This window comes from Corallococcus terminator, from assembly GCF_049194865.1.
GTDB classification, from domain to species: Bacteria; Myxococcota; Myxococcia; order Myxococcales; family Myxococcaceae; genus Myxococcus; species Myxococcus terminator_A.
This window is the reverse complement of record NZ_JBLZWL010000002.1, coordinates 265,668-280,239: the sequence shown is the minus strand read 5'-3', so window position 1 is coordinate 280,239 and position 14,572 is coordinate 265,668. Positions and strand designations below refer to the sequence as shown.

Annotated in this window: 7 protein-coding genes; 2 read left to right on the top strand and 5 right to left on the bottom strand. The window is 71.2% G+C overall.

The window, feature by feature from the left end:
* Positions 1–9: 9 nt before the first annotated feature.
* Together priA and ACN469_RS03195 are read right to left on the bottom strand one after the other, a co-directional pair.
* Complete coding sequence (gene priA / locus ACN469_RS03200) at positions 10–2,403, bottom strand: replication restart helicase PriA (RefSeq protein ID WP_498764026.1); 2,394 nt, start codon at positions 2,401–2,403, stop codon at positions 10–12.
* A 216-nt stretch (positions 2,404–2,619) separates the two neighbouring features.
* Complete coding sequence (locus ACN469_RS03195; protein WP_498764024.1) at positions 2,620–5,673, bottom strand: sensor histidine kinase; 3,054 nt, start codon at positions 5,671–5,673, stop codon at positions 2,620–2,622.
* A 139-nt stretch (positions 5,674–5,812) separates the two neighbouring features.
* Between ACN469_RS03195 and ACN469_RS03190 the strand changes: the two genes are divergently transcribed.
* Positions 5,813–6,493: a GNAT family N-acetyltransferase gene (locus tag ACN469_RS03190; protein ID WP_498764022.1), complete on the top strand. Its 681-nt coding sequence runs from the start codon at positions 5,813–5,815 to the stop codon at positions 6,491–6,493.
* Here ACN469_RS03190 and ACN469_RS03185 read toward each other — a convergent pair whose 3' ends face one another.
* Together ACN469_RS03185 and galU are read right to left on the bottom strand one after the other, a co-directional pair.
* A complete protein-coding gene (locus tag ACN469_RS03185) occupies positions 6,494–7,249 on the bottom strand; it encodes a hypothetical protein (RefSeq protein WP_498764020.1) in 756 nt (251 codons plus the stop codon).
* Positions 7,246–8,148, bottom strand: a complete 903-nt coding sequence (gene galU / locus ACN469_RS03180) for a UTP--glucose-1-phosphate uridylyltransferase GalU (RefSeq protein ID WP_498764018.1) — start codon at positions 8,146–8,148, stop codon at positions 7,246–7,248. Before galU ends, ACN469_RS03185 begins: the two co-directional genes overlap by 4 nt.
* A gap of 60 nt (positions 8,149–8,208) precedes the next feature.
* Here galU and ACN469_RS03175 point away from each other — a divergent pair, with 60 nt between their 5' ends.
* Positions 8,209–9,060, top strand: a complete 852-nt coding sequence (locus ACN469_RS03175) for a hypothetical protein (protein ID WP_498764016.1) — start codon at positions 8,209–8,211, stop codon at positions 9,058–9,060.
* 9 nt (positions 9,061–9,069) lie between these two features.
* On the opposite strand, the gene ACN469_RS03170 is transcribed toward ACN469_RS03175, so the two are convergent.
* Positions 9,070–14,556: a hypothetical protein gene (locus ACN469_RS03170; protein WP_498764014.1), complete on the bottom strand. Its 5,487-nt coding sequence runs from the start codon at positions 14,554–14,556 to the stop codon at positions 9,070–9,072.
* Positions 14,557–14,572 lie beyond the last annotated feature (16 nt).

The following is a 14,572-nucleotide window of genomic DNA, read 5'->3' as shown; positions in this document are numbered from 1 at the left end:
GCACCGAGTCTACAGCATGGCCCCCGGATCCACGTCGATCACGACCTTCACCGCGGACGGAACGTCCACCAGGGCCGCCTCCACCCTGGCGAGCAGTGGGGCAAGCGCCACATGCGTCGGCCCCTTCAAGAGCAACTGCCAGCGCGTCTTGCCCCGGATTTTGGCGATGGGCGCCAGCGCCGGCCCCAACAGCCGCACCCCCGCCGACGCCGGGGGCATGTTCTTGGACACAAGATTTCCCAGGTGCCGGGCCACGCTCGCCGTCTGCTCCGGATGCTCCCCCTCCAGCCGGATGGACGCCATCCGCGCGAAGGGCGGGTACGCCAGCGCCTTGCGCCACTCCAACTCCTGCTGGGCGAACCCATCGAAGTCGTGGGCCAGCACCCGCTTCACCGGCTCCGCGTCCGGGTTGTACGTCTGCACCAACACCCGCCCCGGGTCCTTGCCTCGCCCCGCGCGCCCAGACACCTGGGTCAACAGGTGGAAGGTCCGCTCGGAGGCTCGAAAATCGGGAATCGCCAGGGAGGTGTCCGCCATGACGACACACACCAGCGTCACGCCCGGGAAGTCGTGCCCCTTGGCCACCATCTGCGTGCCCACCAGCACGTCCAGCTCCCGACGGGCGAACGACGCCAGCATCTCCGTCAGCCGCTCCGCGCTCGTCGCCGAGTCCCTGTCCAGCCGCGCCACCCGCGCCGTGGGGATGCGCTCCAGGACCTCCGCCTCCACCCGCTCCGTGCCGATGCCCAGCTTCAGCATGGGGCCCGTGCACTCCAGGCACCGGTCCGGCACCGGCATCGCCAGCCCGCAGTAGTGGCACACCACCCGGTTCTGCGAGCGGTGGTGCGTCAGGCACACGTCGCACGCGCTGCACTTGAGCGACAGCCCGCACACCTCGCACAGCAGCACCGTGCTGTGTCCCCGGCGGTTGAGGAAGAGGATGACCTGCTGGCCACGCGCCAGCGTCTCCTCCATGGCCGCCAAGAGCGGCGGACTCAGGATGGGCGCCTCCTCCGTCACCATGCCCTCGCGAGGCCGCTCCTGCCGCAGGTCCACCAGCTCGATGGTGGGCATGGGCCGGTCATCCACCCGGCGCTTGAGCTCCAGCAGCCGGTAGCGTCCGCGCTTCACGTTCTCCAGCGTCTCCAGCGCCGGCGTGGCCGAGCCCAGCACCACCACCGCCCCGGCCTGCTTGCCGCGCACCACCGCCAGGTCCCGGGCCTGGTAGCGCAGGCTGTCGTCCTGCTTGAACGAGGGGTCATGCTCCTCGTCCACGACGATGAGCCCCAGGTTCTCCACCGGGGCGAACACCGCCGAGCGCACGCCGACGGCGATCTTCACGTCGCCCCGACGCAGCGCCTGCCAATGGAACAGCCGCTCCCGGGGCTTCAGCCCCGAGTGCAGCACCGCGACTTCGGCGCCGAAGCGGCTGCGGAAGCGCCCCACCAGCTGCGGCGTCAGCGCGATTTCCGGCACGAGGATGAGGCTGCCCTTGCCCAGGGACAGCGCATGCTCCGCCGCGCGCAGATACACCTCCGTCTTCCCGCTGCCCGTGACGCCGTGGAGCAGGAACGGCTGGAACACCCCGGTGTCCAGCGCCGCGCGCAGCTCGATGCCCGCCGCGTCCTGCTCCTGCGTGAGGCGGTCCGGCCGGCCTTGAATCAGGCCCTCCTTCACCCCCGCCTCCAGCTTCTTCTCGTCGAGGCGGGCCAGCCCCTTCTTGGCCAGGTTCTTCAAGAGCTCACGCGCCCCGGGGATGGCGTGGCTCACCTCCTCCAGCGGAGCGCTGCCCCCCACGGCCAGGAGGTACGCGAGCACCGCGGCCTGCGCATGCGCGCGCGCGAGCGCCGGGGGCACCTCGCTGACCAGCGCCACCGCGAACTGCTGCACGTCCGGCTTCGCTTCCTTCTCGTCCACCGGCTTCGACAGCCCGGGGGGAAGGGCGCCTCGGATGACCTCGCCCAGCGGATAGCGGTAGTGCTCGGCCGCGAAGCGCAGCAGCGCGATGAGGTCCTTGGGCAGGGAGGGCGAGTCCTCCAGCACGCGCTGGATGGGCTTGAGCCGGACCTTCTCTCCCAGGGGCTTGTTCGCGGGCCCCAGGTAGAAGCCCAGCGCGGTGCCTCGGCCGAAGGGCACCAGCACGCGCTGCCCCGGCGCCAGGTGGCCCGTGAGGGCCTCCGGCACGGAGTAGGTGAACTCACCCCGGACGGGGCGGGCCACGGCGACGGACGCCAGGACGGGAGGACTCTCGCTCACTGCGGGCGCCACTGTAGCGGCCTGTACCGGCGGGGACAGTTCCCGGCGACGCCTCGCACCCGAGGTGCGCACCTCCATGGAACCCGTGGTGGAGGGTGTGTCCGCCACGCTCTCCGTCGGCTCGTCCCACAACGGTCGCTGTTCCATGGAACTCCCTTCAACCACCGCCCCTGCCCCGTCCGTCCTGCTACCGGGAACCACAGTGCCAGGGCTGTCTGACATGGCCCCGCCCTCCGGTCCACGTCCTGTCGCGTGCTGCGCGCAAGGCCACCGGTCCACCCCGTGGGAATGCCTGCTCGCACGTCACCTGGCCGGGCGGACGCGGAGGCACGCCCCGCACGCCGAGAACCCGAGCGGAGCCGCTCAGCGACGGCCCGGCCACGAGCGCAACAAGCGCCTCCAGCCCTCCAGCGGAGGACGAAGGTAGGCGCGGTCCGCGCGCACCGCCACGACGACTTCCGTCCCGGCGCCCTCACGGCTGACGATGTCCAGTTCGCCACCCACTTTCGCGGCCCGCTCCTTCATGCCGCGCAGGCCCCAGTGGCCCGCGCGGCCCCCCTGGTCCAGGGTGGCGGAGTCGATGCCGCCGCCGTCATCGCGCACGCACAGCCGCAGCTCCGGCGCGCCGAACAGCAGGCTGACCTCCACCTCACGCGCGCAGGAATGGGCGAAGGCGTTGCCAATGGCCTCGCGGCCGATGCGGTACAGCTCGTCGGCGACCAGCGGCTCCAGCGTGCGCGCGTCACCCTTGACCACCATGCGCAGCTTCGGCCCCTCGCGCTCGTCGAACTCGCTCACCAGCGACGCGAAGGCCGTGGCCAGGTCGTCCTTGCCCTGGCGGGTGTCTCGCAGCGCGCTGACCCTGTCCCGCCCCTCCGTCAGGATGTCGTCCGCCCTATCCAACGCGCTCTCGAGGCCGTGGCGCGTCTCTCCCGCGGGCAGCCGCATGGACACGGTGTGGACGTTGAGCACCAGCGCCTGGATGCCCTGCAACAGCGTGTCGTGCAGCTCCCGGGCGATGCGCTCGCGTTCGGCGTGCCGCTCCTCCAGCAGCAGGCGCAGCCGCTGCGTCACCTGCCAGAGCCGCAGCACGTAGAGGAGCCACAAGAGGACCAGCGCGCCCACGACACACAGCGCGATGAACCCGCCCGTCTGGAAGAAGGTCGGCTCGATGTCGAAGTCGAGGGCGGCGCCGCTCGTGTTCCAGATGCCGTCCTCGTTCGCGGCCCTCACCTCGAAGCGGTACGTCCCGGGTCCCAGGTTCGTGTAGTGGGCCTCGCGTCGCTGCCCCGCGTCCTTCCAGCCGTCATCCACGCCCTGGAGGCGATAGCGGAACACGACTCGCTCCGGCATCCCCAAGGAGAGCGCGCTGTAGTCGATGCGAAGCTCCCTCGTGCGCGGTGGCAGCCGCAGCGCCGTCGTCGGCGCATACGTGGTGTCGTCCACGGTGACGGAGCGAATCACCACGGGAGGCGGCACGGGGTTGCGGTGGATGCGGCTCGGGTCCATCCAGCCCAGCCCGCTGACGGCGGCGAACCAGAGCCCTCCGTCCCCGTCCTCCACCAGCGTGGGCAGCGGACGGACCTGCTGTGCGCCGCCCGGCATGCCGTCGTTCATGTCGAACAGCTCGACGGGCATCGAGAAGGAGGCGTCCCTCAGCGCCCGCTGAAGGTCTTCCGCCGCGATGCGCACGCCGCCCGCATGGCCGTTGAGCCACAGCGTGCCGTCCTTCGTCTTCAGCAGGCCGGTGAGTCCCGTCAGCGCCTCCGGCCGCGTCGCCGTCAGCGCCTGGAACCGCTCCCCATCGAACGCGGCCAGGCCCAGCGCGCCACCCACCAGCGGAGTCTCTCCCGGGAGGATGGCGGTCACCGTGCCCGTGCGCAGGCCATGAGCCTCCGAGAACGTGCGGACCCGCGAGCCCTCCATGATGGCGAGCAGGTTGGCGCTGTAGCCGAACCACACCCGCCCCCCGCCATCGAGCACGGCGCGCGCGGGCGGCAGGTCGGGCAGCTCCGCGAGGTCGCCCTTCGGAGTCCACGTGTCGCCGTCCAGCCGGTACACCGTCGACGCTCGGAATGACACCCACAGCTTCCCCGCCGCGTCGCGCACGATGGCCTGGATGCGCTGCGCCTGCTCCTTGTCGGGCCGGGACAACGACTCGATGCGCTCCTCGGTGAAGCGCCAGAACCCCGAGGAGCCCCCCAGCAGGAGGCCGCCGTCCGGGTCCAGCCAGGTGGCGGTGATTTCCCCTTCGAGGCCCGGAGTCAGGACCGGCTCGGCGCCCAGCCGCCACCACTTGTCCGGGCTCGAAATCCGCATCGCGCTCCCGGTCCACATCCTCCCGTCGCCGTCCGCGATGAGCGCGAAGTAGTTCATGTACGAGGGGAAGCGGACGGCGGCCACGTCGTTGCGACGGAAGCGGTCCAGCCCGAGCTGGGTGCCGACCCAGATGTTGCCTTCGCGGTCCGCGAGCAACGTCATCGCCGCCTCCGACGAGAGCCCGTCTCGCGCGCCGAAGACATCACCATTCACATCGCGACGACGGAGCGGAGTGCCATCCTCGGAGGGGTTCGGGTCGCGGCAGACGCCTCCGTCGCGACACCCGACCAGCCACACGCTGCCGTCGCGGTCGAAGAGGAGAATCGTGGAGGACGCGCCCTCGAAGGTGTCGACGCGAGCGGGCTCGGAGGGCTCGGGCAGGCCCGGGCCGCGCAGGGGACTGTTACCTCGGTCGTCGTAGCTCCAGAAGCCGCCATCCTGGGCCAGGTACAGCGCGCCAATGGAGGGCCCCTGCGTCTCGACCTGTTCGAAGCGGTGGGCCCCCGAGCGCAGCACATACATGCCCTGCTCGCCCGCCACCCACAGTCCGCCGCTCCGGTCCTGGATGAGGTCGATCCAATAGCCCCGAGGCAGCCCCCACCGAAGGTCCGCGGGCGACCACGCGCCCTGCTCGAAGACATGGAGCCCTTGAGGACTGATCGCCCACGGGCGCCCCTCGGCGTCCTCGTCGAAGGACTCCACCGGAACACCCGGGGGCAGCCCTCCCGGAAAGAAGTGGGCAACCTCTCCCGTCTCCTTCCGGAGGCTGGCTCCGCCAAAGGAGTAGGCGACCCAGAGGTCCCCGTTGCGCATGGCCTGAAGCACGCCAATGGAGCGCGACGCGGTGCTGTCCGAGGGCAGCAGGTCCCGAGGCTCGAACCGGACGCCATCGAAGCGATACAGACCCGACGCCGTCCCCAGCCACAGCCAGCCGTCACGCGTCTGGGCCATGGTCCAGATGCCGGAGGGAGCGCCATCCTTCTGCGTCCAAGCGGTGTGATGGAAATCCTGGAGGGTCGTCACGCGGCGAGGCCTGGCCGACGCGAGCCATGGCCCGCCCAGGACGAGCGCGAGCAGGAGCCCACACGTCAGCCCCATCCACCTGCTGCCTTCACCGGTGCCCGGGATGGCCCGTCCTCGGTCTCGCCACCTTCGAGCGCACATCGCGCGCCAACATAGAACGAGTCACCGCTCCACGGCGTCCGCGAGCAAGCGTCCGTGCGCTCGCGGCGCCTCCGTGGACTACAGTCGCGTCACCATGACGGTGAGCGTCCAGAACCTCGGGCCGGAGCTGTTGGAGCAGGTGGGCCCGATGTGCGCGCGGGCCTTCGACGACTACCCATTCCTCGCGGAGCTGTTCCCGGGCGCGTCGGAGAAGCGCGCGCGGGTGGCGGCGGCCTTCTACCTGGCCACCGTGCGCGACTGTCTGGAGCACGGCGTGGTGCACGCCACCGTCGAGGACGGACGCCTGACGGGGGTGGCGGCGTGGCTGCGGCCCGGAGCGTTTCCCCAGTCACTCGGCAGACAGGCTGGATTCCTGCCCACCGTCTGGGCGGGCCTGCGTCACTTCCCGGGACGCGCGCGGTTGGCGCTTCAAGCGCTGGCGAGGCTCGAGCGCTACCACCCGCACACGCCCGCTCACTGGTACCTGGCCACCATCGCCGTGGACCCGGCACACCAGGGGCGCGGCCTGGGCGTGCGGCTGATGCGCGCGGGCCTGGCCCTGGCGGAGGAGACTCACGCGCCGTGTTTCCTGGAGACGGCCAAGGCGTCCAACCGCGACTGGTACACGGGCTTCGGCTTCGACCTCCAGCGCACCGAGCCGTGCTTCGACGGCGGGCCGCCCCAGTGGTTCATGTGGCGGCCCGCCGAGGCGCGCTCCGACGCGAAGCCGGAGCGCACGGCCCTGCCCGGGTGACTACGGCGTGAAGAGCTTGTCGGGCACCGTGGCCCGGGTATCGCCCTTCAGCGCGGTGAAGCGCACGACACGCTGGTCACCGCGCCACACCTCGATGCTGCGCGGCAGCGCCTCACCCACCGCGGGCGAGTTGTAGTCCAGGAAGCGCACGTCCCACGCGACCTTGGCGGAGTCCGTGTAGCGCAGCCGCGCGGGGTGGAAGGAATCCTTGTACACCCAGAACTGGGAGCGCCCCTCGGCCTGGTCACCGAGCACGTACGCGACCTCTCCACTGAAGCGCGCCAGGCCCGTGCGAGTCGTGTCGACGCCCAGCCCCTGGAGGTACTGCTGCACCGACTCCTTGAGCTGCTGCACCGGCCCTCCGCCCATGGCGAAGAGCGGGCACACCTGCGCGACGAGCACGGAGAGCGAGGGGATGTCATTGCCCTCCAGCCGACGACGCCCCGCCACCTGCACCACGGCGGTGCGCGCGTTGCCGTCCGGCACCGAGGCCTCGAAGCGGCAGCGGCCCGGCACGCGCAGGTACAGCACGCCATCTCCCTGCAGGTCGGGACGGTCCGTCGCCGCGCCCAGCGCCGCGCCCGCCTCCTTCACCGCGGAGCCGCTGAAGCTGAGCGAGCCTTCCACCCGCAGACCGGAGAGCTTGAGTTCATCTCGCTCACCCACCATGCGCCGGAGGATGGAGCCCCCCGGCAGCACGTAGGCGACAGCGGTGAAGGACAGCAGGACTGCGACGAGTGCGACGATGCGCTTCACGGCTTCTCCGTCTTCACGACCTCACGCATGTACTCGAGCAACCCGCCCCGCAGCTCGGGGCGCTTGAGGGCGTAGGCGATGTTCGCCTTCAGGTATCCCACCTTGTCGCCCGCGTCATAGCGCTGACCCTTGAATTTGTAGCCCAACAGACCGTGCGACTTCTGGAGCGTGGCCAGGCCGTCGGTGAGCTGGATTTCCCCGCCCACACCCGGCGTCTGCGTCTCCAGGATGGGGAAGATTTCCGGCGGCAGGACATAGCGGCCGATGACGGCGAGGTTGGAGGGCGCGGTGCCCTTCTTCGGCTTCTCCACCACGCGGTCGATGCGGATGACGCCGTCGCCCAGGTCCGTGCCGGCGGCGATGCCGTACATATGCGTCTCGTCGTCGGGCACCTCCATCAGCGCGATGACGGCCTGGTTGTACTGGCGAAACACGCGAGCGAGCTGGCGGATGCCCGGCTCCTCGGCGTCAATCATGTCGTCGCCCAGCAGCACGCCGAAGGGCTCGTTGCCGATGGCGCTCTTGGCGCACAGCACCGCGTGGCCCAGGCCCTTGGGCTCCTTCTGACGGATGCTGACGACGCGGACCAGCTCGGCGATGGCGCGCAGCTTGTCCGCGTCCGCCGTCTTGCCCCGGGCGCGCAGCGTGGTCTCCAGCTCGAAGCCGATGTCGAAGTGGTCCTCGATGGCGCTCTTGCCTCGGCCATTGATGAGGACGACATCTTCGATTCCGGCGGCCACCGCCTCCTCCACGATGTACTGGAGGGTGGGAGTGTCGACGATGGGCAACATCTCCTTGGGCACGGACTTCGTGGCGGGGAGGAAGCGAGTGCCCAGCCCGGCTGCCGGGATGACACACTTGCGGATAAGGGGCTCTGCCTTCGGTGCGTTGGCGGACATGGGGCCAGGGAATCTATTGGCGCCCACCCACCCCATCAAGCTGGTTAGGATGATCGCCCCATGTCGCTCCGCCCCGCCGTGCTGCTGTTCGCCGTGTGTGTCTCCACCGCCGCCCTGGCCCAGCCCTCGGAGGACCTGAGGGATGTCATGAGCGCGCGCGCCTACGGCATGGGGGGCGCCTACCGCGCCCTGGGCCTGGGCACGGAGGCCGTGCTGGGAAATCCCGCCGCCATGGCCATGTATCCGGCCTACCGCGTCGAGGGCACGGGGGCCTGGGACCACCGCCTCAAGGAGGGCGTGCTCGGCGTCTCCGTCATCGACGGCGCCACCAGCAAGCTGGCCATGGGGATGGACTACCACTGGGTCAGCCTGGGCCGCGGCGGCGCTCGCACCACCGCCCATCTCAGCTCGCTGGGCGTGGGGTTTCCGTTGACCCCGGGCATCCTGATTGGCGCGGCGGCGCGCTATCTGCGGATGAGCGGCTCGGACCGATATGCCAACTCGGTGACAGTCGACACGGGCCTGTTGTTCCGGCTGTCCGAGTCCTTCGTCGCGGGTATCTCCGGGCACAACCTCATCAACACCGAGAACGTGGAGCTGACGCGGTACTACTCGGGTCATCTCGGCATCAACTCGGGGATGCTGACGCTGGCCGGTGACGTGCGCGCGGACTTCGAGACGAACGACAAGACGACGCTCACGTACAGCGGCGGGCTCGAGTACATCCTCGGGATGCAGGTTCCGCTGCGCGCGGGCTATTCGTATGACGGCTTCACGCGCACGTCGCGGCTGAGCACGGGCCTGGGCTTCATGACCGAGACGGGTGGCGGTCTGGACCTGGCGTACCGGTACGAGCTGGGTGGCGAGAAGAGCCGGATGCTGGCGCTCACCATCCGCATGCAGATGAACTGAGCGGGGCGTTCAGCGGGCGGGGACGCGCAGGGCGAGGTAGCGCTCGGACGCGGCGAAGCGCAGCAACTCCACCAGCTCCGAGTCGTTCGAGCGGCGCGAGCGAATCACCGTCACCGCCGGCCCCACGCCACCGCAGGCCACCAGGCCCGCGCGGTTGGCGGAGTCGCGTGCGGCATCCGCGAGCGACGAGGCGTTGAAGTCCCGCGTGCCGGGCTCCAGCAGTTCGAGGGTGCGCTCCAGGGCGCGCGGGGACAGCGTCTCGCGCACCAGCCGCGCATCGGAGCTGGGGTCCTTCGGGTTCTTGAGAACGGTGGACAGCAGGGCCAGGGCGCGCAGGAGCTGGGCTCCCTTGAGCGCGCGCAGGGCGAGCAGGTCGGGTGACAGCGACAGGAGGGCGCGGCCCGCGTGGAAGCGCAGCTCGGCGGCGGGCAGGGCCTGTCGAATCACGGCGCGGCCCACGAGCAGGCGGGGCTTGTCGGTGTGGACGGCGGTGAAGGGCGGGCCGTCGTCCTCGGCGAGCACCAGCTCCGGCAGGTTCACCGCGAGGACTCGCGCGGAGGTGTGGAGGGCGTCGAGGACGGCGGGAGCGCCGGGGCCCGCGACGGCGCGCAGGGGCTCGGAGGCATCGGCGGCTCGGCCCTGGGCGGGGAAGAGGCGACAGAGGGCGATGCCCGCGCACGCGAGCAGCTCTCCCGAGGAGGTCCGCAGTCCAGGGTGACGCAGGCCCGCGCGTTCATCGGCGGTGAGGGGTGGGCGCTGGAGGCGGGGCGCGGGGCCTTCGCGTCCGGCCAGGGCCTCGACGATTTCGCGCATGAGGGCGGCGCGCGGGGCGTCGCCTCGGGTGTCGAAGAAGTCGGCGAGGTTGGCGTAGGAGACGGTGTCGAGCGGGCGCTCGCGGAGCTTTCGGAAGACCTCGGGCTCGGTGTCCGCCGGCGGAGCGGGCTCGGGGACGACGATGGGGTTCTCGCGCGTCTCTGCGGCGCCCACGGGTTGAGCGGGGGGCTTCGAGATGAAGGAGCGACCCGGCGCGAGACCGGCCGAGGTGCCCTCGGGACGCGAGTTCCGGAGGACCCGGCGCACGGGGTCCATGCGCCCCGGAGGGGCTTCCCAGGAGATGACGCGCGTCTCGGGGACGGACGCGGCATCGAGGTCCATGGGCTTGCCGCTCATCAGGTCGATGGCCTTGCCACCTCTGGGTGCGTCCGGAGGATTCGCGGGACGAGCGGGGGCCTGGGCACGCGCGGGAGGACTGTCGGACGGCGGGGCCGCGCGGACGGGGGGCGCTGGGGCTCGCTCGCCGCGGGCAGCGGGAGCACTGTCGGGCGGCGCGGGGGCTCGCTCACCGCGCGCGGCGGGAGGAGCAACGGGAGCACCGTCGACTGGCGGAGCAGCGCGGCCAGACTGCGCGGGGGCTCGCGCACCGCGTGCGGCGGGGGCGCTGTCGACTGGCGGAGCCGCACGTGAAGGAGACGCGGGGGCACGTTCGCCGCGTTGAGCGGGGGCACCGTCAACGGGATTGGGCGCACGTGCTGGCGGCGCGGGGGCACGTTCGCCGCGTTGAGCGGTGGCACCGTCAGCGGGATTGGGCGCACGTGCTGGAGGCGCGGGGGAACGTTCGCCGCGTTGAGCGGGAGCACCGTCAATGGGATTGGGCGCACGTGCTGGCGGAGCGAGGGAACGTTCGCCGCGTTGAGCGGGAGCACTGTCTGCCGCAATGTCCGCACGTGCCGGAGACACGGGAGCACGCTCGCCGCGTGGAGCGGAGGCACGAGGAGCCTGGGCGGGAGCCGATGTTCCCTTGGCTTCGACGGATTTGTCGGTGCGCGGAGCGGGAGCATTCTCGCCGAAGACCACTGTCGACCCGGCAGGCGCGGGCCTGTCCAGCTCGGGGCCCAGGGCGGCCAGCTTGTCCTCTTGTGATGCTGGCTCACGAGCGCCACGCGCTACGGGCTTCTCGGCACGGGAGCCCGCGGGCCTTTCGCGAGCACCATCTGCTCCAACAGCCGCGGACGCCGCGCCCCCTTGCTGTGAGGACCGCTCACCGCGTGCACCTGAGACTTGCGCGCTAGAGGTGCCCGCTCCTTTTTCTCCACGCTGCGCCGCCCCACCCTTCTCACCTCGCGGCCCCGGACCTTCGACGGTCCCACCCGGAAGGGCACTGGGGTCGGAGGTCGACGTAATCTCTTCGGACAGGTCATCGCGTCCGGCCGCGACGAGTGACGTCGTCGTCATGGGCAACGGAACGAGCGGCGACTTCGGTCCACTCGGCTCGCGGCGAGGTGTCGCGCTGCGAGGAGGTTCGGGAGGAAGCGCCGCTTCCCGCTCCTCACGTGCGAGCCTCAGTCCCTCCGCGCGGCGGGCATAGACTTGCGCACGCTCGGGATTGCGGAGCGACTCGCGCCACATGCGAGCCAGCCGGTCCCAGGTCTGCTCGCGTTCGAGTTCATCCTCGGTCGCGGTGGCCGCGTTCTCGAGCGCCCAGGCCGCCTCGCCCTTGTTGTCGTGCGCCAGCAAGCGCTCCACGAGCAACAGCCACGCTTCCTTGTGCCCTGGCTCGAAGCGCACCGCTTGACGCAGTTCGTTCAGCGCGGCCTCGGTGTCCCCCGACGACTCCAGGGTGGCCACCAGCTCCAGGCGAGACTGCCGCGCGACAGGGCCTCGCGACTCGCGTGCGAGCTGCGCGCGCAGGAGCTGCCCCAGCGCCGCCGTGTCCCCCAGCTCGCGCGCGAGCCAGAGGAGTCGCTCATGGGCCTGCTCGCTGTCAGGGCTCTCGATGAGCACCTCGCCCCAGGCCCACTGCGCGAGGCGCGAATCACCGAGCTGTTCCTCCGCGGTACGCGCGAGCACCCGGAGCGCCTCCGCGCGGTCCGCCGCACGGCGCGGCGTCGTGGTGAGCACCGAATGCAGTCGCCTGGCGACGGCCGAGCGCTCCGCGTCCTCGACACACGACAGCAGTCCCGCGAGCGCGGGAAGCAAATCTGGCGCGAGCGCCTCCGAGGCCTCGAAATCCGCGCGGGCCTTCTGGGGCTCCCCCATGTGGAGCCAGCGCTCTCCTCGGGTCAGCAGCGCCGTGGCGCGCGCGCGGCCCGTCCTCGCCCGCTGGATGGCTTCATCGAGCGCGCGCCGAACCAGCGAGGCGTCGTCCCGCGAGGCCAGCAAGCGAACCTGCTCGCGCAGCGCGGACCGGTCACCGGTCAGCTCGACAATCTCCCGGTACATTCGCGCGGCACCAGCGGGGTCCTGGAGTTCGGTCTCCATCACCTCCGCGAGTCGCGTCAGCGCTTCCGCTCGCGCCACCGGGTCCTTCGCCCGGTCCGCGCGCTTGAGATAGACCTGGGCCAGCTCACGCCACGCTCGACGCGCGACGAACTGCGCCTCCAGTTTCCGCGAACGCGCCAGCTCCTCCGCATCGTCGCCAGGAGTGGGCTCCGCCGCGCCCGAGCGCCCGGTCCGGGACGGGGGCACCGTGTCAGGACGAGCGGCGACAGGACCACTCGGTCCTCGAACTCCATGCTCCGCGCGGGCAGGCACCGCGGCGCTGGCGGGTGCACCTCCCAAAGCGGCGAAGAGGTCGGCGAGCGGCACCTCCATCGTCTCCGAGCGCGGAGCGTCTTCGCCTCGCGTGGGACCTGGGGCGGGTTGAGTCTTGGAGCGAGCGGGCTCCGAACCCACCGGGTGGAGCACGGGCGGAGCACCCGAGGAGGTGGGCTTCCCCTTCGAGGCAGGAAGCGGGTTCGCGCCAGGGGGGCGCGTGGGGAGCGCCGCCTCCCGAGGGGGCGCGTCCCAGGGGAACAGGTCTTCGACCCTGACCGCGGGCATCTCCACCTGGGTCTTCGCGCGGAACTCGCCTTCGTCCTCCGGTTCGCCCGAGGGGGCGCGCGTGGAGCTGACTGGCAACGCCACCGCATCGGTCCGACTCGTGCTGGGCTCGGCGCCGAGGGGCGATGCCGTGGGAGCAGTCAGCTCCAGGCTCGACGCGACCTCCGTCGACGAGGGGCCGACGCGGGGCAGTGCCTCCACGGACTCACCACTCGGCGTCGAGGCACGGGCTGAAGTCGGCGTCAGGGTTCGCGCAGCGGGAGCCGGTGCGGTGTCCACCGCGCCGCTCGGAGTGGTTCCTGCTGACACGTCACTCGTGTCGGTCAACCCCGCGCCAGGGGTTGCCGCTGTCGGCGAGGCAGCAGCATCACTTCGCCCCGCGCTAAAGGCCGCCAAGGCCTCCGCATCGCCTGGTCCGACAGTGGAAGCCACCTCGGTCGGAACCGCCTTCACATCACTCAGCCCGACAACACTGGGAGCGGAGGCACCCTCCGTCGACGAGGCAGCCGCATCACCGTGTCCAGTACGCGACACCTGTTCGGTCGCCAAAGCCCCCGTGGCGCTCTGCCTCGCGAGTGAGTCCACCTCGGTCGGAGAAACCTCATCGTCGAGCAGCCCCACCTCTGGAGCCGCCTTCGCCGACAGGTCCACGGCATCACTTCGCGCAGCGCCGGAACCGGAGTCCTTCGACGACTCTCCCGCCACCGATTCATCCGTGGCCCCCGCCGCACCGCCCACCTTCACGGCATCCGCGGTCGGTCCTCCGGCATACACGGCAGGGTTGCCCGCGTGAGCCACCGGATCCGTCGGCGCGACATCCCACGGAAACGGAACATCCGCCGATGCCCGGGGCACGGACACCGCACGCTCGAAGGAAGGCGTCCCCTCCCCACGCGGCACCTCGGTGGTCGGAGCCTCCGGCACGCTCCCAACCTCAGGCCCCTCCCCCCGAGCCGGCACCATCAACCCAAGGGGCGGCCCCTCCACCTGGAACTGCACCCGCGCCAGCTCCATCGTCAGCGAGCGCGGCGGAGGCACCACGGTGGGCGGCTTCGAAGCGGCCCCCGTGGCATCGACCACCGTCGCGGCGTGGTAGTCGACCTCGTCCTCTTCCCAGACCGCCAGGGCCTGAACGCCCGACTTCTTCGTGGGCAGCTTCTCCAGCACGGCGCTCGTCGGCGCCGGAGCGCGCACGCCATCCCCTAGACCCTTGGCGCGGAGCAGCTCCAGGACCCGCCGCGCACGACGCTCCTCGGGGAACTCCTGCACCACCGCCTCGAGCACGGAGACGGCTCGGGCCGGCTGGTGCGTCTGGCGCAACACCCTCGCGAGCTGGCGACGCACCGCGCGTCGCACCTCCGCGGGCACCGTGGCCGGAACGGAGTCCAGCAATCCGATGGCAGCGGTCTCAGCCCCCGCGAGTCGCGCGAAGCGCACGAGTCCCGCGGCCAGACGGGGGGACATGGGCAGGGTGCGGCAGGCGTTCTCCAGCTCCGCGAAGGCCCGCGTGGGAGCGCCTTCGCGCAGCCAGCGCACAGCGGCCCCGAAGTGGCGAGCCACCCCGACTTCCGCATCGTCCGTAGACCCGACCTCGAGCATGCCGGATCGCGGCACCTCCTGTCGGACGGCCGCGGGCTCCGGCGTGCCGGCGTCCTTGCCGTTTCTCACGCCACCCATGGGTGCGGCAGTCTAC

Coding starts and splice junctions, on each gene's coding strand:
- ACN469_RS03175 (WP_498764016.1), top strand. CDS start 8,209: ATGTCGCTCCGCCCCGCCGTGCTGCTGTTCGCCGTGTGTGTCTCCACC.
- priA (WP_498764026.1), bottom strand. CDS start 2,403: ATGGAACAGCGACCGTTGTGGGACGAGCCGACGGAGAGCGTGGCGGAC.
- ACN469_RS03195 (WP_498764024.1), bottom strand. CDS start 5,673: ATGGGGCTGACGTGTGGGCTCCTGCTCGCGCTCGTCCTGGGCGGGCCA.
- galU (WP_498764018.1), bottom strand. CDS start 8,148: ATGTCCGCCAACGCACCGAAGGCAGAGCCCCTTATCCGCAAGTGTGTC.
- ACN469_RS03170 (WP_498764014.1), bottom strand. CDS start 14,556: ATGGGTGGCGTGAGAAACGGCAAGGACGCCGGCACGCCGGAGCCCGCG.